This window comes from Parasphingorhabdus sp. (genome assembly GCF_059726685.1).
On the sequence record NZ_AP041068.1, the window covers coordinates 2,964,522 to 2,987,087 of the forward strand.

Here is a 22,566-nt window from a genome sequence, read left to right on the forward strand (position 1 = left end):
TAAAGCTGTTTCCCATGAACGGGGAACAACTCATTTACTTGCTCTGGGGCGGCTTGGCAATTGCGCTGATCGTGGCCGCGATCACTGATATCAAGAGCCGTCAAATATCCAACAAGCTGAATCTGGCCATTGCATTGGGCGCGCCGGTGTTCTGGATCGCCAGTGACATGGCTTTTTGGCCAGACATGGTGTGGCAAATTGGCATCGCTACGGTCGTGTTTACCATATTTGCCGGAATGTTCGCGATCGGTGCGATGGGCGGCGGGGACGTAAAACTCCTTACAGCCATTGCGTTGTGGCTCCATTGGCTCACGCTAATTCAGATGTTGGTGATCATGTCCATCGCTGGCGGAGTCCTCACGCTGTTAATGATAACAGCTAAGAAAATCCAAAAAACTGAGGGTCCAGTAAAGGTCCCATATGGAGTTGCCATATCATTTGCAGGGCTTTGGATAATTAACGAACGATATTTTAACCATTTTACTTGAAAGAGAAATCTACCGCCAACGGATCATTCAGGGTGATCGATTCCGGTGGGGCATTCAGGAGGCGTAAGACGTCATGGACAAGAAGAAACTAATTTTGCTTATCGGCGCATTGGTAGTGGCTGCGGTCACAGCATTGCTCGCCAGAAGTATGTTCGCGGGTGCTGCTGCACCACAAGTGGAAGCGAAAAAGGTCGAAGTACTGGGGGACGAAGTTCTCGTCGCTTCGCGCGCCTTGCCCGTTGGCACTATCATTACACCTGATGCCTTCAGCTTCCAGCCTTGGCCGGAAGACCTTGTTGAGGAAGCTTATTTCCAAAAAGAAGGTACAGACATTGAATCTCTGAACGGTACAGTCGTTCGTAACGCTATTACTGCCGGACAGCCACTCACGAAAGGTGCTATTGTTAGCCCCGGTGATCGCGGCTTCCTGGCAGCAGCACTCGGACCCGGCATGCGTGCCGTTACTATTCCAGTTTCTGGCTTGACCGGTGTTGCCGGTTTCGTGTTCCCGGGAGACCGAGTTGATCTCGTGCTAACCCAGACAATTAAGGGTCAAGGACCGGAATTCAAAGTATCAGAAACGGTCATCCGTAATATTCGCGTTCTCGCTACCGATAACCGCGTTACCCAAACAACAAATGAGGCAGGTCAGGCCGTACCGGTGAAAACCAAGTTGGTTACGCTTGAAGCAACGCCGAAAATTGCTGAAAAAGTAGCTGTTGCCCAAACCTTGGGTACGCTGAGCCTGTCCCTTCGTTCGCTTGCTGATAGCACCGCAGAGCTTGAAGAAGCGATTGCCTCTGGTGAGATCAAACTGCCTAAAACCGATGATCCAGCCCAGGAAGCGGCTATGATCAAGTCTCTCGCAACACGGCCGGATTCCAAGAAATCAACCTTCTCAACCGGCGGTGAAGTGTCACGCTTTGAAGCACGCACCCCACCGCAGTTGACCAAAGAACAAAAGCCAGAAGGACCAAAAGTCCGGATAGCACGCGGTAATGCCGTCAATGAAGTTAAGTTTGGAGACAAATAATGGCCATTCAATATGCAAAGCATAACCGCCAAACAAACAAAATATCAGCAAAAAAGGTGATGGGCGCGGCCGTTACTTCCGTCCTGGCCCTAACCGTGTCCGTCAACAGCGCGACACCACTTAATGCTCAATCGGTCAAGATTACCGCACCACAATCCCGTGTTTCGGTTGCTGTTGGTCGTGGCAAGCTGATTACACTACCGGCGCCGATCCAAGACGTTTTCATTGCTGAAGATGATATTGCCGACGTGCAGGTTCGCTCCCAACGCCAGCTATACATCTTTGGGAAGTCAGGCGGACAAACCAGCTTCTATGCAACTAGCCGTTCAGGCAAGGTCGTATATTCTGCGGAAGTTTCTGTTGGTGCTGAGATTTCATCGATTGACCAGATGCTGGGCTTAGCCATGCCAGACGCAAAAATTTCGGTGAGCACAACAAACAACTTTGTGCTTTTAACAGGGACAATCGCTAATCCGGATGATGCTGAAGAAGCAGAAAATCTGGTTCAGGCCTATGTTGGCGATGACACGCGTGTTGTCAGCAGACTAAAAACAGCGACCCCTTTGCAAGTCAATTTACGGGTCCGTTTTGCGGAAGTAGCTCGCTCGCTTGCCAAGAATATCAATGGCAACGTGACGACACGCGATACTACCAATGGTTTTCAATTTGGAGTTAACAGGGGTCGTAACTTCGGGGCGATTACTGATTTCGATACAAGTGGATTCCCCACGCTGGATGCTTCCAGCTTGTTCGGATTACCGGCGGGATCAATTTCCCTGCCATTTAACACGGCCACCGGTCAATTTGTTACGCAAGGCGGTACGGCATTTAACTTCAATCAAGCAAGTGGATTGGATGCCGTCACTGCGGCAGGGCGTCTGTTTGGATTGGATATTGCGACGGCTCTCGATGTATCTGAACGGATTGGTCTATCGACAACATTAGCATCGCCCAATTTAACCACCATTTCAGGTGAAACCGCAACCTTCCTGGCGGGTGGCCGATTCCCGATACCACAATCCTCGGGCTTTGGTGAAGTTAGTGTTACCTACCAGAATTTTGGTGTTAGCCTTTCTTACACACCGACCGTTCTTTCAAACGGGCGTATCTCGATTCGCGTAAAACCAAGCGTATCGGAAATATCCTCGCAAGGGGCCGTTCGTCTCAACGGGTTTGAGATTCCGGCTATCTCTACAAGAGAGGCGGAAACCACAATTGAACTGGGTTCTGGCGAAAGCTTCATGATTGCTGGGTTGATGCAGAATAGCTACAGCTCATCCATTGATAAAACACCGGGATTGGCCGATATACCAGTGCTTGGTAACCTCTTCAAATCGGACGGATATCGAAAGAACGAAACCGAGTTGATGATCGTTGTGACACCATATCTCGTCAAACCGGTCAGCGACAGCGATATCGTCCTGCCCACCGATGGCTTCAAGCAAGCCAATGATTTTGAACGGCTGATTATGAACCGGCACAGTTCAACCGGTACCGGTGATCGCCCAAAACCAAAGGTTGCTCCACCGGTGGCATCGGGCCCTGCACTCAGCAGCATGTCCGCACCAGGCAGCAGTAAAACCGCCAAAAAGTCGAAAAAATCTGGTGGTGCTGCCCCCGGTTTCAGCTTCGATAAATAGTCCGTTTCAGGAGAAGACATCATGCGTTTTGTTTCTATAGCACTTGTAACCGCTCTCGGACTATCTGTCGCAGCATGCGGTAGCACGACAGCCAACCGTACCGTGTACAGCGAACGGCAACCGGTTGTTACCCGGTCGCACTTCGTGCTGGACGTCAACACGGCAGGATCGGGATCACTCCCCGATGCCGAGTTTCGCCGCCTTGCGGGCTGGTTTGATGCCTTGGATCTGGGATACGGAGATCGCGTTGCCATTGACGACCCGGGTTACAACGCCGGAGCCTCGGCTCGCGGTGCAGTTGAAGCCCTGGCCGCTCAAAAAGGATTATTGATCAGCGACATTGCCCCGGTAACCGAAGGCAATGTTCCAAGCGGTGCAATGCGCGTTGTTGTTTCACGCTCAACCGCAGCCGTTCCTGGTTGCCCGGATTGGAGCAACCGCAGCCATACCGATTTTCAGGCTCGTACGAGCGAAAATTACGGATGCGGAGTTAACAGCACAATGGCGGCAATGATTGCCGATCCTGAAGATCTCGTGCGCGGCCAGGCCCGCGATGGCGAAGATCAGTCGGAGGCATCAAAGGCCATTCGTGCCTATCGTAATAAAGCCAAACAAGCTGGAGGCCTATAATGAACGCTCCCTGGAAACCCGGTGCCGTAAACGGACGTGATCCGTTCTCCGCTTTCGTATGTGATGAAGATACGCTGGACCTGCTGCGTCCTGTCGTAGAAGAAATGGGCTGGCCGGTAGACAAGTGTCACAAAGGTGGACTTCGCAACGCCGTGCAGTCGCTTTCCGTTGCGGCGAGCCCCAATATCTTGATGGTCGATCTATCCGAATCTGGCGATCCATTGGCCGACATCAATTCTTTGGCTGAAGTCTGTGAACCCGGAACTGTGGTTATTGCCATGGGTCAGGTAAACGACGTCCGTCTCTACCGCGATTTGATCGTTAGCGGGCTGCAGGACTATCTCCTGAAGCCGTTCAGCCCCGAACAATTGCGTGACGTACTGAGCCAGGCACAAGCCGTGCTCAACGCACCGAAAACCGATGAACAAGCCAGTGAGAAGCCTCATGTTTCCACAGCTGTCATCGGAACCCGTGGCGGCGTCGGTGCATCGACTATTGCGACATCACTCGCATGGTTGCTCAGCAACGAAAAAGAGCGTTTGACCGCCCTTCTCGACCTTGATGTTCATTTCGGTACCGGCGCTCTGGCGTTGGACCTTGAGCCGGGCCGCGGACTTACCGATGCCATCGACAATCCCAGCCGTATCGACGGTCTGTTCATTGAACGGGCGATGATCAAGGCGAATGACAAGCTGTCTCTGCTGTCGGCTGAGGCGCCGATCAACTCACCGATGATGACCGACGGAACAGCATTTTTCCAGTTGCAGGAAGAATTTCGTGCTGCCTTCGAATGTACGGTTATCGATCTGCCGCGTGATATGCTGATCAACTATCCGCATCTTCTTGGTGATGTGAACGCGACCGTCATTGTCACGGAACTGACATTGGCTTCCGCCCGCGATGCTATTCGATTGCTGTCATGGCTGAAATCGCATGCAGCGCAGAGCAAAGTGATTGTTGTTGCCAACAAAGTGCAATCCGGTGGTCTGGAAATCTCCAGACAGGATTTTGAGAATTCGATCGAGCGCAAAATCGATATCATGATCCCGGCCGATCCCAAAGCAGCCGCGCATGCAGCGAAATTGGGGCAAGCCTTTGTAGAAGCTGGTAAATCAAGCAAGGCGACCGGCAAGATTATTGCGCTGTCCGAACATATTCTTGGCACCGTCGAAGACGAAGGTGAAGAAGGCGAAGGCAAAGCAAAAACATCTCTGATGGATAAATTTGGAGGGATGAAATCACTCCTGCCATCAAAGAAGAAGAAAGAAGGCGAGACATCCGAATCGTGATGCCCAGCCCGTTTCTTTCTAACATGCAAGGATGCACGTAATGGATATGATGCAGACAGCCATTCTGGGTGGAGGAATATTGCTAGTCCTTATGCTCATCGTGTTTGCTTTTGCCGGCCCTTCAGAGGCTACGGCAAAGGCAAAGCGTCTGGACAAAGTGCGCTTCCGTCATTCGGAAAGCACCAATGCCAAAATGGAAGAACAGATGAAAAAGGCGGTCAGTGCCCGCCGGAAAAACCATCGACCCACCGGCGAAACGCTGTCGAGAATGGACATGCTCGCCATCCGGCTCGACCGAACCGGGCGCGAATGGACCATCAAGCAGTTTTTTTCGGTTTGCCTCGGAATCGCTGTTCTCGTCTGTGCCGGCCTGATCTTTCAGGGAGCGCCCTTGCTCCTTTGCATATTTGGGGGACTGGCGGTTGGATTTGGCCTACCGCATATGATTGTCGGCATCCTGATCAGTATGAGAGTCAGCAAGTTTACCGCTTCATTCCCTGATGCGATCGAACTTTTGGTTCGTGGTCTACGTTCGGGTCTACCGGTAACGGAAACCATCGGTGTGGTTGCAAAGGAAATTGACGGGCCCGTAGGCGAAGAATTTGCCAAGGTTGTTGACCGGATCAAAATTGGCCGGACAATGGAAGATGCTTTGCAGGAAAGCGCCAAACGGCTCGATACACCAGAATTCAAATTTTTCTGCATCACGCTCGCCATTCAACGTGAGACAGGTGGTAACCTGGCCGAAACGCTGGCCAACCTGGCAGATGTGCTGCGTAAACGCGGTCAGATGAAACTGAAAATCAAAGCCATGTCTTCGGAATCAAAGGCATCCGCCTACATTGTTGGTTCATTGCCATTCATCGTTTTCGCCTTGGTTTGGTCAGTTAACCCAACTTATCTCGCGGGATTCTTTTACGAAGAACGCTTGATCATCGCTGGCCTCGGCGGGCTGACCTGGATGAGCATCGGTGTGTTCATCATGGCCAAAATGGTCAACTTTGAAATCTAAGAGGAAGGTGTAAGGCAATGCCCGATAGTGGTCCAACTTTACTGGGAATAGACGTCCTCTGGGTGGCAACCATTTTGGCTGCCGTAGCAACGCTCGCTGTTGTGTTTGCAATCTATACGGCCGTAACCGTCCGAGATCCCATGGCGAAGCGTGTCAAATCGCTGAACGAACGGCGTGAACAGTTGAAGGCCGGTATCACCGCCTCAACAACCAAGAAGCGCGCTAAGCTGATCCAGCAGAACGATACAACAGATCGTATGCGCGGCATGCTGTCGTCTCTCAAAGTTTTGCAGGACGATCAGCTAAAAGAATCGCAGCAGAAACTGGCCCAGGCTGGCATCCGTTCGAAAGATCTCGCTTACGCGGTTATCTTCAGCCGTCTGGTCTTGCCGATTGTTCTCGGCGGCGCAGCTGCCCTCGCCCTTTATGGCTTTGATTACATGCCCGACTGGACACCGATCAAGAAGTTCGGTGCTTTCGCCGGTGCCTGCATTGCGGGTTATAAGGGCGCTGACGTTTACCTGAACAACCTGATCGCCAAGCGAACCGATCTGGTTCGCAAAGGCCTGCCAGACGCGATTGATCTTTTGGTCATCTGTGCCGAGGCTGGCCTGACCGTCGACGCCGCTTTTGCCCGCGTGGCCAAGGAACTGGGCGATGCCTATCCCGAACTGGCGGATGAGTTCTCACTGACATCCATTGAGCTGGGCTTCCTCACAGAACGCCGTCAGGCTTTTGAGAATCTCGCCTATCGTGTGGCCTTGGAGCATGTCAAAGGCGTGGTCACAACGATGATCCAGACAGAGAAATATGGTACGCCGTTAGCATCAGCCTTGCGCGTTCTCTCAGCAGAATTCCGGAATGATCGGATGATGCGGGCTGAAGAAAAAGCCGCGCGTCTGCCAGCGATTATGACGATCCCGCTGATCCTGTTCATTCTGCCGACGCTATTTATCGTGATCCTTGGGCCGGCAGCCTGTTCGATCTCCGATACGATGATGTAGCTAGAGGCATCAAAACAAAAAATGAAAAAAGAGCGGTCTTCAAAACCGCTCTTTTTTTGTTCGGGATACTGTCAAACCGGCTGTTTAACCGGCCGCGATATCATCAGCAGACTGTTTTATTTTAGCCAGCATTTCTGACAAATGCCGCTGATCATCATCTGTCAGGACAGTCATCACCTTCTTTTCCATCGCTTCCGCTGCGGGCATGATCTGGTCATAAAGGTCGCGGCCATTCTGGCTGAGCATCAAATGATGAGAACGACCGTCGGCGCTATTCGGGCTGCGCCCCAGCAACTGGCGATCCACCAGAGTTTTAACAGCCCGGTTGACTGTCACTTTGTCCATCAGGGTCGCTTCGACAAGCTGTCGCTGTGTCGATGCACCGCGATTTCCGAGAACGGCCATAACCCGCCATTCCGGGATTTTCAGCCCGAAGCGGCTCTTATACTCGCTTGAAATCAGATCGCTCACCGCATTGGATGCGGTGGACAGTTGGTACGGGATAAAATCGTCAAGGTTTGCGGTCATAAGTAATATTTATTCAATTTTGGTGCGAAGTCCAATCCAAAATGTCCTCGGAAAAGCACGTTCGATAATATTGCTACTACTAACGGCCGTCTCTACCCGCGCATCAAACAGATTTTCAACCCGCCCTTCGACCAACAAACGATCATTCACTGCAAAAGCGAGACGGCCATCAATGGTGAATGCATCATCCAGCCGGCGTGTGTTCTGGTCATCTTCAAACTGGCTTCCGATATAGCGCAACGAGACAGACGCACCCGTTCCATTTTTCTTCTCCCAAAGCAGGCTGGCAGAAGCATTGTGCTCAGGAATCTGAGCCGGACGTAATCCATCCACCGCCGCTGCATCTCCAGAGGCCTTTACTTCCGCATCAACATAGGAATAGGCGGCACGAGCGGATAAATTATTCACCAGGCTGCCAAGATCAAATTCGGTGTCGATTTCAATGCCCTTGGATTCAATGGAATCCAGATTTTGGCGCTGACGGAAGACGCCTGCCCCGGAGACGAAGCCGACACCTGGGAATAGTCCTGGCCCCGTGTCCAGTGTTACATTGGCAACCGCATCATCCAGTTCGTTGTAGAAAGCCGTTATCCCGATAGAAACAGATTCGCTATCCCAGTCCAGCCCCAGTTCCGCGCCTTTCACTCGCTCTGGCTTGAGCAGTTCATTCGCCGCAGTGGCATCTGGACCAACGCGGAAGGGCCGGAACAGTTCGTTCAACGTCGGCAAACGCCAGCCCAGATAGGCTGCACCGCGCAACGCCAATTGATCGGTCGCATCATATGCAAAGCCGCCGCGTGCCGTGAACTCGGTTCCGTCGCGATTATCAAATTGAGCGTCCGTGCGCACGGAACCCGGGAATGGGTTGATCAATTCAATCTCTCTGCGGAAGCCATCATCGATGGTCCAAAAATCAATGCGGCCACCGCCGGTCAGGGTTAGTGCCTCCGTGGCCTGCACACTGGCCTCGACAAAGGCGCCATAAGTGGCGGTCGAGCCGCCTGCGTTGCGGCTGCGGCGCGGGGTGTCATCGTCGAGGAAGAAGAAATTCTCGTTTGTCTCGCCTTCCGTCCGCCGCCAGTCTCCGCCAATGCGCAGTTCGATATTGTCGCCAACCGGTGGCCGCACTTCAAACCTTGCACCAAGGCCGGTTGAGGGCACATTAAACTGTTCAAACACGCGCCGGACACTGTTACGATCCGCCGCGACACCGCCAAAGCTCACGTCAAAATTGCGGATCTGAACATATCCCAAGGCCGACCATTGCCAGCCGGTATCGGACCGGTTGACCAGCCGGATGCTGGCATCAGCGCCGTCATTGTGGTTTTCGCTGAACGCAAAGCCGCGTTCCCGATCATCGGTGAACGCGCGAACATTGGCTTGCAGTTCGGTATTGTCGGTCAGCGGCGCGACATAGCGCACAGCGATACCGGCCTGCTCATATTCCGCCTGATGGTCGACATCACCGCGCTGGCTTTCGATAATCGGTGTGAAGCCATCACCGCGCGCATAGTTGGCGGAGATGGTAAGCTGCCCCTGCCCCAGTTCGCGGCCAAATAAAAGATCTGCATCGACGCTATTGCGGCTGCCATAAGCTGCGCCCAGTTCGATCAGGTTACCTACATCCTGGCTGAACAATTCAATTGTTCCCGCGATGGCACCTGATCCCTCGCTGCCGCTGCCACCGCCGCGTGTTATGCGGGCTGAACCAAGTGCCAGAGCGTCATAACCCGGCCATGCGACCCAACCGCCAAAGGGATCGGCTTGTGGGACGCCATCGAGCAACAGAACAGCGCGCGATGAAGCGTTACCACCAAGGCCGCGGATAGTAATCCCCTGACTGGTCGGATTGGCGGAACGTGCATCGGATCGGCGAAATTGCTGAAGACCGGGAACCGTTCGCAAGGCATTCTCAATGCGCGTGTCTGTGTCCAGTTCGATCACGGTAGTGCTATAGGCATCATCCGCGTCCGGCAGCGGCAGGCCTGTGACGGTAATCCCTTCTTCAGCCACAGCCGCTGAATCGGCGGTAGATTCCGCCATGGCCGGGGCACTGACAAGACAAATGGGCGCCATCAAAGGCAACGCCAAAACTGATTTATTCATTAGACTGTTTTCACCTGTTCGGGCGCTGCGTTATGAAACGCCGCCAGTTCATTGCATGCAGCATCAATCCGCACGAGTTTTGGAAAGGCCGTCATATCGGTTTCAAACCGGCGGCCATTATACATTTGCGGGACCAGACAGACATCGGCAAGATTGGGTGCATCGCCGCCCAAAAACCCGCTTTCCGGCGCCATGGCTTCCAGCGCCTTAAAGCCCTCACTCACCCAATTGCGATACCAGATGTTGATCGCCTCCTGATCCTGACCCATTTCGTTTTTTAGATATTTCATGATCCGAAGATTGTTCACCGGATGAATATCCGCCGCGACCACCAGCGCTTGCGCCAGCGTCCGGCTGCGTTCGAGCGGGTCGCTCGATACCATGGGTGGTTCCGGAACTGTCGCATCAAGATAATCGATAATCGCCAGCGACTGGGTCAAATCGTGGCCGTCAATATGCAGCATCGGAATGAAACCCTGCGGATTGCGCGCAATATAATCCGCCTGTTTGGTGCTGTCGTCGAGCAGATTTTTGCTGACCGATTTATACGCAATGCCCTTTAGGTTGAGCGCGATACGCACGCGGTAGCTCGCGGAGCTGCGCCAATAGTCATAGAGAATGATATCTGTCATGGAACGGCTTGTGCAGAGCGAGCCATGAAAATGCAAGTGCAGCGGACTAAACCGATGCGATTTGCCCGCCCGCTATAGTGATATCGCCTTTTGTCGCAATTGAAACGCCGCGACCGGTGCGTTGTGACAGCGTATCCAGCCACGTCTGCCTGTGTTTGAGCTTCGCCGCGACCGCCGGATGTACGTCAAGCCGCATGGCACCGGTTCCTGGGGTCCGTTCCGCCTGGCGCAATAGCATGAGGGTCGCACTCAGTACCTTATCCGCCTGCATTATTTCCAGCACCGAAGGGCCCGTCTTGTGGCTGACCACTTGCATGAAGCCAAAACCGTTAATCGCCGTCCGTTCGCAATTGCCCGTCATATGCTGATCGAATATAGCGCAGACTTCTGTTCGCTCTGCTTTTGCTTGCAAGGTCGGAAAATCGACGCCGGTTGAACCACCAATATCAAACCGCGTAAGCGCTAGCGCAACCTGCTTGGCCGCACGTTTTGCTAACTCAAGCGGTACGAGCGGACCGTCTACGTCAATGACCGTCAGCGCTGGTGTTAAGGAGACCAGCAGACTGCCGCCGTCAAACTCTATGCGGCCGGTTTCTGCCTGTTCCATCGCTTCGTTCCAATCCAAGCTAGCCAGCATATCCAGTTCGTGCGCTTGAACCTTTCGGATCGGCTCACCGCTTGCTTCGATGATATCCAAGAGGTTTGGACCCTGCGTTAGAGCGCTACCAGCATCTACCGGTCTCGCCTTGGCCCGTTTCGATTGTCCGCCTTTTTCGTCCAGGGCCTCACGGACAATTTCGATCCGTATAGTCGCACCTTCGGTCAGACCTTTGGGCAGCGGTTGCAACAGGCATTGCTCGCCGCTTTCCAGCGACACAATACCCGATTGTCCAGCGACCCATTGCTCCGTAAACTGCGCATCGACCACAGAGCCCCGTCGTGCACCCGCCCGCTCACGCTCAATCCGGGCTGCAACTAGCTCACCATCTATAATGCGGGCAGCGCGGTTTTCGCCGATACCGGCCTCATAAAGCCAGCCATTTTGAAAATCAGGCACCATTGTGTTGGAGCGGATAGCCCGAGGAAATCAGCAGATTGCGTGTTTCATAAAGCGGCAGGCCCATGATCCCGCTGAAACTGCCGCTGATTGAAATCACAAAGGCTTCGGCAAGGCCTTGAATGGCATAACCGCCGGCTTTGCCCTGCCCTTCGCCGGACTGGATATAGGCGTCGATTTCGCTGTTCTCGAAACGTTTGAACTTTATGATACTGTCAGACAATTTGGTGCGTGCAGTGCCATCCGCCGCAATCACGCAGACCGCTGACATCGTGTGATGTCGCCGCCCGCCCAAAAGCTCCATAAATTGTCGCTGCTCAGCCTCGTTCTCGGCCTTGCCCAAAATCCGCCGGCCCACCGCAACGATGGTATCACCAGCGATCAGAACTTCATCATCGGCACGTTGAACCGCTGCCGCCTTTTCCTGCGCCATGCGAAGCACATAGTCACGCGGCAGCTCACCCTTTAACGGCGTTTCATCAATATCCGGAGAAGCGATCCGGTCAGGCTTAACGCCCAAACGGCCGAGCAGTTCCAGCCTGCGCGGGCTGGATGATGCCAAAACCAACTTCATTTATGTGGCCGCGTCACGGCAGCATCCCGCGCTTATTTGAAGCGATAGGTGATACGACCTTTGGTCAGGTCATAAGGCGTGAGTTCAACGAGTACTTCATCGCCCACCAGCACACGGATACGGTTTTTGCGCATCTTGCCGGCGGTATGGCCAAGAACCTCATGACCATTTTCCAGTTCGACCCGGAACATCGCGTTGGGGAGTAATTCGCGGATCATCCCCTTCATTTCTAATAGTTCTTCTTTTGCCATTCGGCTTTACTTCATCCCTGTTGATTCGTGGGTTTTTCGATGTGCTGCGGTGCGCCATAACCCCAATTTCTGCAAAAGGGAAGGATTTGCTGCGCAGTGTAAAATTTGTCGACGCTCCGCACTTGCGACAAATTATTACAAACATTGAGTTGAGCATTGCGCCGCGCCACGGCATTTTAGCCATGTTCCCCCAACGCCTCACATCATTAGAGCCTTTCACATGATACAAAACTCCCTCCGGTTTTTCGGGGCCAGCATATTGGCCCTTTCCATCATGAATGCCTTTCCCGTCCATGCCCAAACAAACGACGAGGATAGCTACAACGAGGATATTGTCGTCACTGCCGAACGTCTCCGCGGGTCAGTAATCACCGAAGTTCCGCCGATTGTGGAGCTCAATGCCGACGATATTGCCAGCTATGGCGTATCCTCTGTTGAAGATCTGCTTGGTGAGCTAAGCTCGCAAACCAGTTCCAACCGCGGACGCGGCAGCGGGCGTCCGATAGTCCTGATAAATGGCCAGCGCACTTCGGGTTTCCGTGATATCCGCGATTTACCGCCGGAAGCGATAAAGAGCGTTCAGGTGTTTCCCGAAGAGCTGGCCCTGCAATATGGATATGCACCGGATGAACGCGTGATCAACTTCATCCTGCAAGATGACTATACCGGGCTCAGCGCGGAGACCGAATATGGTGTGCCGACCCGTGGGGATCAGGGCAAGACAGAGCTGGAGTCCACTTTTACCCGCATTGGCAAAAACAGCCGGTTGAACCTGAATATCGAATATGAAACGCAGACCGCGATTACCGAGGCAGAGCGCGGCATCATTCAAGACGATGCTGGTGATCTGGTCAATCTTGGCCGTTTCCGCACATTAAGCACACCAACAGATACGCTCGAATTCAATGGCAACTACAGCCGTACCTTTTCCAATGGCATGTCATTGGCGTTCAACGGCGGCTATGTTTACGACAAGTCCCGCGCCCTTCTGGGGCTGGCCAGTGGCACGCTGGATATCCCGGCGACCAACCCGTTTGCACAGTCAGTCACGGACGAGACCCTGTTCCGCTATTTCACCCAATTTGGGCCGCTACGCAAAACGGTCGAGACCAACACGTTTCAGGGTGGTGCGGTACTGAACGGTACGTCGTCCGGTTGGCGCTGGTCCTTGACCGCTGACTATGCGCGAGAGGAAACCGAAACCACGACCGACAATAGCGGCGATATCAGTGCACTGCAGGCGGCTATCGACGCAGGCACAGCAGACCCTTTTGCCGCAGACTTCGGCGCATTACTGTTCGCTCCGGTCACCGATGAAGCACGATCAGTCAGCAACACACTTGAGTCCTTGGCCACGCTGTCCGGAACGCTGATCAACCTGCCTTCCGGTTCGGTCACCACGACCTTGCGCGGCGGTTATAGCCGGCAGGACCTCGACAGCCGGGATACCACCGACAGCGTGACCACGCTGAGCAGTCTTGGGCGCGATAATTTCAATGCCGGTATCAATATCGATATCCCGCTGGCCGACGAGAATATCGACGTGACCGAAGTCATTGGCGAACTGTCGATCAATGGTAATTTGGGCTATAGTGAGCTTTCCGATTTCGGCGGCCTGGTCGAATTCGGTTTTGGCCTGAACTGGGAACCGGTTGACGGGCTGGTTTTCACCGCTTCGGCCATTGGCGAAGAAGCCGCCCCGGCCATCCAGCAGCTTGGTAATCCGGTCATCATCACACCCAATGTCACCACCTTTGATTTTACCAATGGCGAAACCGTGTTGGCCAGCATCACCACGGGCGGCAATCTGAACCTGCCTGCCGAGAAACGGCGGGATATCAAGCTGGCCGTAAATTATAGCCCCGAATGGCTCGATGGCATGACATTTCTGGGTGAATATATCCGGAACAATAGCGAGAATGTTGCCTCTGACTTTCCGTTGCTGACCGAAGAAATCGAAGCGGCTTTTCCTGATCGCGTTACACGTGATGAAACTGGCCGCCTGATCGCCATCGACCGGCGACCGGTCAACTACAGTAATGTCCGCAGCGAGAGTCTTCGCTACGGCTTGGAGTTCTCCAAACGCTTTGGCCAGCGGCGTGGTGGTCGCGGATTACGCGGTGAAGGTGGCGGTAGGCCGGGTGCTGGTGATGGTGGACCGCCGGACGATAGGCCGCCGCCAGAGGGGAGAACCGAGAGCCGGCGATCCGCAACAGGTGAGGCCCGATCCGGACAGTCAGGCGCCCGGGCCGGTGGACCACGCGGCGGTCGGCCCGGCAGGCGTGGCGGTGGTCGCTGGCGCGTGTCAGCCTATCACACCGTTCACCTGGATGAACGCATATTGATCCGCCCCGGCGTTGAGGAGCTCGATCTGCTGGACGGCTCGGCTATTGGATCGACCGGCGGCCAACCCCGTCATGAATTTGAGCTGCAAGGACGCTGGTTCAACAACGGTATCGGCTTTCGGGTTCAGGCAGAGCATCAAACTGCGACGCGCGTGGACGGAGGGCTCACAAGCTCCGATCTGCGGTTCTCGGATCTGACAACGCTTAACCTGCGCGCTTTCATCAATCTCGATGATCGCGGTACTCTGACCGAGCGGTTCAAATTCCTCAAAGGCAGCCGGATCGCTCTTCGCATCGATAATGTCTTCGACGATATTCAGGACGTTCGGGACAGCGACGGACTGGTTCCGCTGAGCTATCAGCCGGGTTTTATCGACCCTATCGGGCGCTATGTTGAGGTAAGCTTTCGCAAACGGTTTTAGCTTCGCAAGACGACTGAACACGCATCATATTCTGCCCCCCGTTACATAAAAATTGTCCCCTGTGATCTGCATCACTCACATGGGCATACTGCAAGCTATCGTCGCCGCTTCAAGAGGGGGAAATATGAAATATACTACTGTAATAATTGGTGTTTTTTTAGCAATCGCGGTGTCACAACCGGCCGAAGCGCGCAAGCGTGGAACGACCAATCAGGAAATAGCTTTGGTCGAAAACCTTCCGGATACCGAGGAATATCAGATCGACGGCAGCTATGTCGATGTCGGCTATATGTATGAAGAAACAAGCCTGTTATTCATTCCGCTGTGGGCCAAGGAAACAACCGAGACGTTCGTGCTCTACACTGAAACCGATGATGGCTATGCGTACCTGCCGCTCGATGAAGCGGAATTGTCCCGGTTAAAGGAAACATTGGGTTCGGATCCAACCGAAGGGTACAGCTTTTCAAGATGGAAACATATGTGGGGTATTTTTCCGGCCGGCTTGCTGGTTCTATTGGGAATATATTCGACCCTTTTCGGCAAGAAAGACGACGAGGAAGAGGCCTAGGCCAAACTCTGGCTTGTTATGTATTTATCGAGAGCGTCCCGCAAAGCAGATTTGACGGGGCGCTTTCCTACAGCCGAGGGCCTGTGGTAATATTTCCAAAGCTCTTTCTCAGATTTGAATATTGATATGACGGCGTTTTGCACCTGATCGCAACAGGGTGAGAATTGTGCGAACTTTGAATTATAGCGATAGAGGAGTTTACCCGAGGCTTGTGCTCCGCACTTGATGCGGAGCCCAGAGTAGACGAGCGTAACAGCCATCCTAGGTTCCGCATCAAGTGCGGAGCACACATATCCAGGTTGCTCGTAGAACTATTCCTTGAAAACCATCCCACTAGCAATGGTGTGATCTGTGTGAACTTTAAGAAAAGCCTCACGGGAAAACCACCGCAAAGGACCGTGTAACTAGTGTCAACTTCGCAGCAAGTCTGCCACCGGCAGCGGCTTATTTCACCAGATGCAGTTTTCGCAAGGCACGCCAGCTTATGGCCTTCGCGCTGTTCCGTTCAGGGAACCGGCCGGGGGCTTTCGGGTTCAGACCCCAACCGCGCAACATATGATTGAATGCATGGGCATCAGCCTCGGCAAAACTCCAGTCGGAACGCCAGGTGATCGACAGGGATATGCTAGGCTGTGATCCGTTTCTGACGAAATGCGGCGCCATTACCGGCACGAAAATCGCTTTGCCAGGATTCAGGTGAAAAGCCTTACCTTGGTCAGCAAATCCATCTTCCCATACCAGATTACGGGGCCCGCCGGTGTGATAGGATTCGTGAGCCTTTGCCGGAGCAAATCTCTCATCACCGGCGGGAAAGACGGTCATCGTTTTTTCACCGCGTAATTGCAGCAGGATATTATGCTCCGGATCGAAATGATACGGCGTCATGGCACCTGGCGAAGACACAAAGATAAAACCTTGCGGCCGCAACATTTTGCCAGTCTTGTTTTCCAATATCGGTTTGATCTCTGCCAGCAAAGATAGGAGCAGTGCCTGATATTCCGGCACTTGCTCGATATTTTTAAGAACCGCCCAGCTTGCCGAGTTCTCAATCATCAAAATCGTATCCGCAATTGACATGCCGTTATCAGGAACATCGTTCGGATCTATGCCCACCGGCAGGTCGCCGGGATTATACTCGACGCTGGCTTTGGGAAGCGCCGTTCCCAGCCTGGCCAAGGCGTCCAGTGAAAGCAGAGCATTTGTTGACATGTCATGATCGAGCAACTGCGGCTGTTCGGGATAGCAAAGCGCAAATTGCTGACGCATTTTCTCGCCAAAAATAGGTTTGCTGAAAGCGTCTTTTCCCAAAATCTGGTTCACTGTTGCACCTGCATGATATCGACAATTTCACGCCCTTTTATCTGGGCCATCAAGTCCTCTCCAAAACGCACACCGCGAAACATGGCGTTTCGCGAGAGCCCTTTCAGCTCAATGGAGAAACGCCCGATATGACGGCGTCCCGACCACAAGCTGTCAATCATCGGATGGTCCTGCGCCGCGCAACTGTCCATCCAGTCAATATCCGGTCTTTCGAGAATCTGGAGATTCTCGCGCTGTAGCAACACGCCAGGAGAGAAGCGGGCATAAGCGTCATCAAACGCTGTCTTGAAGGAAAAACTGCCCGGGGCAGAACAGAAGTTCACCAGCATAGCCAGCGGCTTTCCGTTCAATCGCACGTCATGACGCTCGAGTTGACCGGCACTGGCTGCACCGGTCAGGGTGTCGGTAAAGAAGCCGCGTGTATCGTCGGAGCAATCGAGGGCGGACCCCTCCTGCCCCTTCCAGCTTTCTCTCTCCAGTTTAAGGAAATCGGCAATCCATATCTCCAGCCCGGCCTCATCTATATGATGAGAGAATGACAGATCGCCCATCTCGCTCAGCCGCTTGGCTTGACGACGCAATTCCTTGCGCTTTTTGGGCCGGACCGTTTGGGCATAATATGCTTCGGCGTCGAGATCACTCTGCAGCAAAGCGCGGGCTTCGCTATGCACCAGATCGCAGCGGCGCTGTTGCCTCGCGCACACGGCGCGCAGGGCCTGATCCAGTGACCCGCCCACTGTCATGTCTCTGATATGCAGAAAACCCGGCCAGTTCTTGTCATCCAGATGCTTGAACAACGCGGTCCAGAACTGGTTTTCAAACCCGCTGCGGACCAGTGGCGTGCCGAGAAAGCTGTTATGATGGGTCCAGTTCTGGACAAATGGCACCGGCCAGCGGCCAAGTTGCCGACACGGCCCCACTGGCATCAGCCCGAGCAGATCGGACTTGTGAGGAAGGCCAGCCCAGAAAAGGAACAAACTGAGCTCCGGATGGGTGCTGAAATGTTGAATGGCTGGTCCGAGCAACCAGTGTTCGTAGAAGCTGTTGGGCTCGGCCGCATTGCGAGCGAGTTTCTGCCAGGAAGGCAATAAAAGGTCGTCTATCCTCGCAATCGAAACAAGCTCGGCCGACGCCGAACTGGTCAGGCACACACGGTCCGCGGTTTCGAAGTGAACCGCTTCATCATTTTGGGTCTGAAACCCGCCTGCATCCATATCGAATTGCCCTCAATAACTTGGACAATTTAGTAGCAAAAATAGGGTAATAACCGATTAACGACAGCATTTTGGTCACTCCGTCGAAAAGCGGTCAAAGAAAAACCCCGCCGAAATTGCTTCCAGCGGGGTCTTTTAGACCAATATGTCGGCCAATATTAAGGTAGGCCTTATGCCATACCATGTGCCAGCGCTGCGAGCAGCAACAGGGCAACAATATTGGTGATTTTGATCATCGGGTTCACGGCTGGGCCAGCGGTATCCTTGTAGGGATCACCCACCGTATCGCCCGTCACAGCCGCTTTATGGGCTTCACTGCCCTTGCCGCCATGATTGCCGTCTTCGATATATTTCTTCGCATTGTCCCATGCGCCGCCGCCTGCTGTCATTGACAGGGCAACGAACAGACCGGAGACGATCACGCCGAGGAGCAATGCACCAAGCGCGGCAAAGCCGTTGGCCTGATCTGATACCGCGGTCACCACGAAATAGACCACAATCGGTGCCAGAACCGGGAGCAGCGATGGCAGGATCATTTCCTTAATCGCGGCCTTGGTTACAAGGTCAACCGTACGGGCATAGTTTGGACGCGATGTGCCATCCATAATGCCTTTGTCATTAGCGAACTGATCGCGGACATCGACAACAACGTCACCGGCAGCACGGCCCACAGCGGTCATGCCCATGGCTCCGAAGAGATAAGGCAAAAGCGCGCCGAGCAGCAAACCGACAATCACATATGGATTTTCAAGGCTGAAGCTGACTTGCAGATCCGGGAAGAACTCCTTGAGGTCAGCCGTGTATGCCGAGAACAGGACCAGTGCCGCCAGACCGGCAGAACCAATGGCATAGCCTTTGGTGACAGCCTTGGTGGTGTTACCCACAGCATCCAGAGCATCGGTCTTGTCCCGAACGCTTTCGTCCAGACCAGACATTTCAGCGATACCGCCGGCATTGTCTGTTACCGGGCCATAAGCATCCAGAGCCACAACCATACCTGCGAGAGCCAGCATCGATGTTGCAGCAAAGGCCAAGCCGATCAGACCAGCGAGCTGGAACGCCACGACGATACCAACCACGATAACCAGGGTCGGCAGCGCGGTTGCTTCCATCGAAATCGCCAGCCCCTGGATCACGTTGGTACCGTGACCTGTTTCCGAAGACTTGGCGATCGAACGCACAGGACGATATTCTGTACCGGTATAATATTCGGTGATCCAAATGATCAGGCCGGTCACAGCCAGACCAACCATCATTGACCAGAACAGGGCCATGCCGGTGAATCCGCCAGTGCCGTCAAGGCCCTGACCGATAATGGCATTCATGTCACCCACGGTGCGCATCGTCACATAATAGATGGCCGGGATAGACAGGACAGCGGTGGTGATGAAGCCTTTATACAAAGCCCCCATGATATTGGTGCCATTGCCCAAACGGACCATATAGGTACCGATAATGGATGTGATGATGCAAACACCGCCAACAATGAGCGGCAGCGCCATCAGGCTGTTGAGCATTGTGTCGCCAACCAGATCGCCAAACAGAAGAGCCAGCAGAACCATAGTCGCGCCAACGGTCACGACATAGGTTTCAAACAGGTCAGCTGCCATGCCGGCACAGTCACCGACATTGTCACCGACGTTATCAGCGATCGTGGCAGGGTTGCGTGGATCATCCTCAGGAATGCCCGCTTCAACCTTACCCACCAGATCGGCACCTACGTCAGCTGCTTTGGTAAAGATACCACCGCCCAGACGTGCGAAGATCGAAATCAGCGAAGCGCCAAAGGCCAGAGCCACAAGCGAGTCAATCACTGTCCGGCTCTTCGCTTCGAGGCCCATCTGCGTGGTGAGCACCCAGAAGAAGATGGAAATAGCAAGAAGCGCGAGTCCAGCAACCAGCATACCCGTAACCGCGCCAGCGCGGAACGCAACGGTCAGACCAGTTTGCAGGCTTTCGCTAGCGCCCTGCGCCGTGCGGACATTGGCGCGAACGGAGATGTTCATGCCAATATAGCCCGCAACGCCAGAAAGAATGGCACCAACCAGGAAACCGACCGTCGAAATCGGACCAAGGAACAGGAAGACGATAACCGCAACCACAACCCCCACGATACCGATCGCGCGATATTGGCGGTTCAGATAGGCTTGCGCACCTTCCTGAATGGCCGCAGCAATGTCCTGCATCTTTTCATTGCCAGCCGGTGCACTCAGCACCTGGCGGCTTGTAATAAACCCATATAAAACGGCAATTAAACCGCATATTATTGAAATGGTGACAACAGTCATTGCTGTTCTTCTCCCCCTAGACCTTTATCGTGAAACGCCCCTGAATTGGGGCGAGATCGCGGAAACTTATAAAGCGTGAAGCGCATGGCGCAACCCCTGATTTTACGGGCATTCCTTGGTATTTCAGATAGGCATTCCATTGATCGATATTGCAAACCATCAGGCGTGTACGAACCCAAGTGGTTCCGGCAAACCAATCCGTTCCCCTTTCTGCACCAGAGACACACCGGATCCGGGTCGACACTGGCCAATACGGGTTACATTTATCGGCAAAACAGTTTCCGGACTGGCGGTTAGCAGCAATTGATAATCATCACCGCCGGTGGCGGCACTCATTCTGGCATCTTCCCCTTCACCAAACAGGGTCTTGAACGGCACCGACAAAGGAACCTGATCGAGATCAATCTCCAGATTGACACCGCTGGCCTTGGCTATCCGCGAGGCATCGAGCAGCAAACCATCTGAAACATCCATCATTGTACTGACCAAAGACGACAACGCCCTGCCATCATCCAGTTTTGGTTGCGGGCGGTTATGCGCCTTCAACAGAGCAGCCGAGGTCTCTATGTCCGCAGCATGTGCCTTGCCAAGGGCTATCTGTAGCCCTGCCCACGCATCCCCGATTTCACCTGTGACATAGATGCTGTGCCCCGGCGCGGCACCGCAGCGGGCGGGAATGATATGCCCTTTTGCTTCGCCCAAAGCGGTCAGGCCGAGGGTCCGCTTGCCATTCGGTCCCGCCGACACGGTATCACCGCCCAGTAACGGCACACAGAAATGGCCAATAGCCTCTTTCAGGCCGCGAACGAATGCGGCATCCCATGCGTCGTCACCCGTTTGGCAATATCCCATCAATATGCCCAGCGGCTTCGCGCCTTTGGCGGCCAGATCAGACAAGTTTACGGCCACGAGCTTCCACGCGATATCGGTAGGATCGGCATTTGGCAAAAAATGGACATCCTCGACCATCATGTCATGGGTTATGACGAGCTTGTGCCGACCAAAAGGCAATACCGCCGCATCATCAGCCAGACCGCGGGCCGCGGGATGGGTCGCCAGTGTTTTCAACTGGTCAATAAAGTCTAATTCGGTCAATCGAGGCCCCCTTCAAAAAGAAGATGTGCCCCACATCTATTACTAACACTCACACTCCCCTGCCAAGCAGAATCGCGTTGATGTCAGCCCCTCAGCCGCCCCGAACCTGCTTCGCTATTGCGTCCAGCAATCCGTTTATGAAACCGCTGTCCTTTTTGTCAAAAAAGGCATGTGCGACGTCCACATATTCACTGATTACCGTCCCCGTCGGGACATCGTCCCGTGCCATCAATTCAAAGGCCCCGGCGCGCAGAATTTGCAACATAGTTTTGTCGAGCCGCCCCATAGACCAGCCGGATGCCAGTTTTTCGGCGATGAGCGCATCGATTTCGTCCCGTTTTTCGGACACTCCAACGACTACATCGTCGAAGAAATCGACCTCAACCGGGCGATATTGGGCATCCTCAATCTCTGCCCCCAGCCGGTGGTCATGAAATTCTTTCAGCAAGCGCGGGACCGGGGTCTTTTCCATATCATGCTGGAAAAGCGCCTGAACTGCTGCGAGACGGGCGGTGGAACGGGTGTTTGATTTTGCGGTCATGCTGGCAACTTCATTCGCGGAACACCCACGAAATCCATTTTGCCAATCCGGAACCCGCGTTCACGAAGCAGATCATAGGCCGTGGTTGCGTGGAAATAGAAATTGGGCTGCGCGAAACTGAGCAGGAAATTTTCGACAGTGAATGGCATGACTGTCTCTTTGAAACGGAACTCCATTGGTTGTCCGACAAAACCGGTCATCTCTGCCTCCTCAACCCCTTCAAGTCCGGCCTTCGCTTCATCAAGCTTTTCGTAAAGCCCCTGCCAGCTGTCTGGCGGTGCTACCAGGCTGGGGGTAAACACGCCTTCACGCGCAGCCTCTATCGCGCCCAGCGAATGCTCACGGCAACACTTCACCTGATAGGAAAAGGGCTGCATGTCTTTAATGAGCCGTGCACCGATAATGTCTTCGGCAGCAGTGCCGGTCTCTTCACAATGGGCTTTTGCGTTATCGACCAGCGCGCGAACGGCTGCAATGATCTGCAGCTGTGATGGAATAACGGCGTCATATAGTGAAATGGTCATTGGTT

Annotated in this window: 21 protein-coding genes; 9 read left to right on the forward strand and 12 right to left on the reverse strand. The window is 53.9% G+C overall.

What is annotated here, in order from left to right; genetic code table 11:
* Positions 1-53 precede the first annotated feature (53 nt).
* The 7 genes from AC6I9Z_RS14670 (at position 54) to AC6I9Z_RS14700 (ending at position 7,096) form a co-directional block, all read left to right on the forward strand.
* Positions 54-488 (forward strand): A24 family peptidase, encoded by a 435-nt coding sequence (locus AC6I9Z_RS14670; RefSeq protein ID WP_461456528.1) that lies wholly within the window; start codon positions 54-56, stop codon positions 486-488.
* A gap of 73 nt (positions 489-561) precedes the next feature.
* Positions 562-1,521 carry a Flp pilus assembly protein CpaB gene (cpaB, locus tag AC6I9Z_RS14675; RefSeq protein WP_461456530.1) on the forward strand — a complete coding sequence of 320 codons (960 nt, stop codon included), beginning with the start codon at positions 562-564 and terminating at the stop codon, positions 1,519-1,521.
* Positions 1,521-3,161, forward strand: coding sequence for a type II and III secretion system protein family protein (locus tag AC6I9Z_RS14680; RefSeq protein ID WP_461456532.1), 1,641 nt, complete (start codon positions 1,521-1,523; stop codon positions 3,159-3,161). The genes cpaB and AC6I9Z_RS14680 overlap by 1 nt, the downstream gene beginning before the upstream one ends.
* Before the next feature lie 21 nt (positions 3,162-3,182).
* Entirely contained in the window at positions 3,183-3,791 is a 609-nt protein-coding gene (locus AC6I9Z_RS14685; RefSeq protein WP_461456534.1) for a CpaD family pilus assembly protein, read from the forward strand.
* Positions 3,791-5,080, forward strand: coding sequence for a CpaE/TadZ family protein (locus AC6I9Z_RS14690; RefSeq protein ID WP_461456536.1), 1,290 nt, complete (start codon positions 3,791-3,793; stop codon positions 5,078-5,080). Before AC6I9Z_RS14685 ends, AC6I9Z_RS14690 begins: the two co-directional genes overlap by 1 nt.
* Positions 5,081-5,120: 40 nt before the next feature.
* Entirely contained in the window at positions 5,121-6,092 is a 972-nt protein-coding gene (locus AC6I9Z_RS14695) for a type II secretion system F family protein (protein ID WP_109356452.1), read from the forward strand.
* A 17-nt stretch (positions 6,093-6,109) separates the two neighbouring features.
* On the forward strand, positions 6,110-7,096 hold the full coding sequence (locus AC6I9Z_RS14700) for a type II secretion system F family protein (protein ID WP_461456539.1): 987 nt from the start codon (positions 6,110-6,112) through the stop codon (positions 7,094-7,096).
* Positions 7,097-7,180: 84 nt separating this feature from the next.
* Here AC6I9Z_RS14700 and AC6I9Z_RS14705 read toward each other — a convergent pair whose 3' ends face one another.
* Genes AC6I9Z_RS14705 through infA form a run of 6 tightly spaced genes read right to left on the reverse strand, consistent with a single transcriptional unit; the run spans position 7,181 to position 12,244 of the window.
* Complete coding sequence (locus AC6I9Z_RS14705) at positions 7,181-7,624, reverse strand: MarR family winged helix-turn-helix transcriptional regulator (protein WP_461456541.1); 444 nt, start codon at positions 7,622-7,624, stop codon at positions 7,181-7,183.
* A gap of 9 nt (positions 7,625-7,633) precedes the next feature.
* On the reverse strand, positions 7,634-9,730 hold the full coding sequence (locus AC6I9Z_RS14710) for a TonB-dependent receptor (protein ID WP_461456543.1): 2,097 nt from the start codon (positions 9,728-9,730) through the stop codon (positions 7,634-7,636).
* Positions 9,730-10,362, reverse strand: a complete 633-nt coding sequence (gene maiA / locus AC6I9Z_RS14715) for a maleylacetoacetate isomerase (RefSeq protein ID WP_461456545.1) — start codon at positions 10,360-10,362, stop codon at positions 9,730-9,732. Before maiA ends, AC6I9Z_RS14710 begins: the two co-directional genes overlap by 1 nt.
* Positions 10,363-10,408: 46 nt before the next feature.
* The gene (locus AC6I9Z_RS14720) at positions 10,409-11,422 is read right to left on the reverse strand and encodes a ribonuclease E/G (RefSeq protein WP_497811014.1); all 1,014 of its coding nucleotides are present in this window, start codon (positions 11,420-11,422) and stop codon (positions 10,409-10,411) included.
* On the reverse strand, positions 11,412-11,993 hold the full coding sequence (locus tag AC6I9Z_RS14725; protein WP_461456549.1) for a Maf family protein: 582 nt from the start codon (positions 11,991-11,993) through the stop codon (positions 11,412-11,414). Before AC6I9Z_RS14725 ends, AC6I9Z_RS14720 begins: the two co-directional genes overlap by 11 nt.
* 32 nt (positions 11,994-12,025) lie before the next feature.
* Positions 12,026-12,244, reverse strand: a complete 219-nt coding sequence (gene infA / locus AC6I9Z_RS14730) for a translation initiation factor IF-1 (protein WP_108810762.1) — start codon at positions 12,242-12,244, stop codon at positions 12,026-12,028.
* A 220-nt stretch (positions 12,245-12,464) separates the two neighbouring features.
* On the opposite strand from infA, the gene AC6I9Z_RS14735 reads away from it, so the two are divergent.
* The gene (locus AC6I9Z_RS14735) at positions 12,465-15,011 is read left to right on the forward strand and encodes a hypothetical protein (protein ID WP_461456552.1); all 2,547 of its coding nucleotides are present in this window, start codon (positions 12,465-12,467) and stop codon (positions 15,009-15,011) included.
* 124 nt (positions 15,012-15,135) lie between these two features.
* On the forward strand, positions 15,136-15,579 hold the full coding sequence (locus AC6I9Z_RS14740) for a hypothetical protein (RefSeq protein ID WP_461456553.1): 444 nt from the start codon (positions 15,136-15,138) through the stop codon (positions 15,577-15,579).
* A 444-nt stretch (positions 15,580-16,023) separates the two neighbouring features.
* Here AC6I9Z_RS14740 and AC6I9Z_RS14745 read toward each other — a convergent pair whose 3' ends face one another.
* The 6 genes from AC6I9Z_RS14745 to AC6I9Z_RS14770 form a co-directional block, all read right to left on the reverse strand.
* A complete protein-coding gene (locus AC6I9Z_RS14745; RefSeq protein ID WP_461456555.1) occupies positions 16,024-16,899 on the reverse strand; it encodes a transcriptional regulator in 876 nt (291 codons plus the stop codon).
* Positions 16,896-18,113: a GNAT family N-acetyltransferase gene (locus AC6I9Z_RS14750; RefSeq protein ID WP_461456557.1), complete on the reverse strand. Its 1,218-nt coding sequence runs from the start codon at positions 18,111-18,113 to the stop codon at positions 16,896-16,898. Before AC6I9Z_RS14750 ends, AC6I9Z_RS14745 begins: the two co-directional genes overlap by 4 nt.
* Positions 18,114-18,283: 170 nt before the next feature.
* On the reverse strand, positions 18,284-20,401 hold the full coding sequence (locus AC6I9Z_RS14755) for a sodium-translocating pyrophosphatase (RefSeq protein ID WP_109356441.1): 2,118 nt from the start codon (positions 20,399-20,401) through the stop codon (positions 18,284-18,286).
* A 159-nt stretch (positions 20,402-20,560) separates the two neighbouring features.
* Positions 20,561-21,496 carry a thiamine-phosphate kinase gene (gene thiL, locus AC6I9Z_RS14760; protein WP_461456559.1) on the reverse strand — a complete coding sequence of 312 codons (936 nt, stop codon included), beginning with the start codon at positions 21,494-21,496 and terminating at the stop codon, positions 20,561-20,563.
* A 91-nt stretch (positions 21,497-21,587) separates the two neighbouring features.
* Positions 21,588-22,037 (reverse strand): transcription antitermination factor NusB, encoded by a 450-nt coding sequence (nusB, locus tag AC6I9Z_RS14765; RefSeq protein WP_461456561.1) that lies wholly within the window; start codon positions 22,035-22,037, stop codon positions 21,588-21,590.
* Positions 22,034-22,561, reverse strand: coding sequence for a DUF1993 domain-containing protein (locus AC6I9Z_RS14770; protein WP_461456563.1), 528 nt, complete (start codon positions 22,559-22,561; stop codon positions 22,034-22,036). Before AC6I9Z_RS14770 ends, nusB begins: the two co-directional genes overlap by 4 nt.
* Positions 22,562-22,566: the final 5 nt, after the last annotated feature.

Excerpts from the sequence above, each read along its gene's own strand:
- cpaB (WP_461456530.1), top strand. The coding sequence starts at position 562 with ATGGACAAGAAGAAACTAATTTTGCTTATCGGCGCATTGGTAGTGGCT.
- AC6I9Z_RS14680 (WP_461456532.1), top strand. The coding sequence starts at position 1,521 with ATGGCCATTCAATATGCAAAGCATAACCGCCAAACAAACAAAATATCA.
- AC6I9Z_RS14685 (WP_461456534.1), top strand. The coding sequence starts at position 3,183 with ATGCGTTTTGTTTCTATAGCACTTGTAACCGCTCTCGGACTATCTGTC.
- AC6I9Z_RS14690 (WP_461456536.1), top strand. The coding sequence starts at position 3,791 with ATGAACGCTCCCTGGAAACCCGGTGCCGTAAACGGACGTGATCCGTTC.
- AC6I9Z_RS14695 (WP_109356452.1), top strand. The coding sequence starts at position 5,121 with ATGGATATGATGCAGACAGCCATTCTGGGTGGAGGAATATTGCTAGTC.
- AC6I9Z_RS14700 (WP_461456539.1), top strand. The coding sequence starts at position 6,110 with ATGCCCGATAGTGGTCCAACTTTACTGGGAATAGACGTCCTCTGGGTG.
- AC6I9Z_RS14705 (WP_461456541.1), bottom strand. The coding sequence starts at position 7,624 with ATGACCGCAAACCTTGACGATTTTATCCCGTACCAACTGTCCACCGCA.
- AC6I9Z_RS14710 (WP_461456543.1), bottom strand. The coding sequence starts at position 9,730 with ATGAATAAATCAGTTTTGGCGTTGCCTTTGATGGCGCCCATTTGTCTT.
- maiA (WP_461456545.1), bottom strand. The coding sequence starts at position 10,362 with ATGACAGATATCATTCTCTATGACTATTGGCGCAGCTCCGCGAGCTAC.
- AC6I9Z_RS14720 (WP_497811014.1), bottom strand. The coding sequence starts at position 11,422 with ATGGTGCCTGATTTTCAAAATGGCTGGCTTTATGAGGCCGGTATCGGC.
- AC6I9Z_RS14725 (WP_461456549.1), bottom strand. The coding sequence starts at position 11,993 with ATGAAGTTGGTTTTGGCATCATCCAGCCCGCGCAGGCTGGAACTGCTC.
- infA (WP_108810762.1), bottom strand. The coding sequence starts at position 12,244 with ATGGCAAAAGAAGAACTATTAGAAATGAAGGGGATGATCCGCGAATTA.
- AC6I9Z_RS14735 (WP_461456552.1), top strand. The coding sequence starts at position 12,465 with ATGATACAAAACTCCCTCCGGTTTTTCGGGGCCAGCATATTGGCCCTT.
- AC6I9Z_RS14740 (WP_461456553.1), top strand. The coding sequence starts at position 15,136 with ATGAAATATACTACTGTAATAATTGGTGTTTTTTTAGCAATCGCGGTG.
- AC6I9Z_RS14750 (WP_461456557.1), bottom strand. The coding sequence starts at position 18,113 with ATGGATGCAGGCGGGTTTCAGACCCAAAATGATGAAGCGGTTCACTTC.
- AC6I9Z_RS14755 (WP_109356441.1), bottom strand. The coding sequence starts at position 20,401 with ATGACTGTTGTCACCATTTCAATAATATGCGGTTTAATTGCCGTTTTA.
- nusB (WP_461456561.1), bottom strand. The coding sequence starts at position 22,037 with ATGACCGCAAAATCAAACACCCGTTCCACCGCCCGTCTCGCAGCAGTT.
- AC6I9Z_RS14770 (WP_461456563.1), bottom strand. The coding sequence starts at position 22,561 with ATGACCATTTCACTATATGACGCCGTTATTCCATCACAGCTGCAGATC.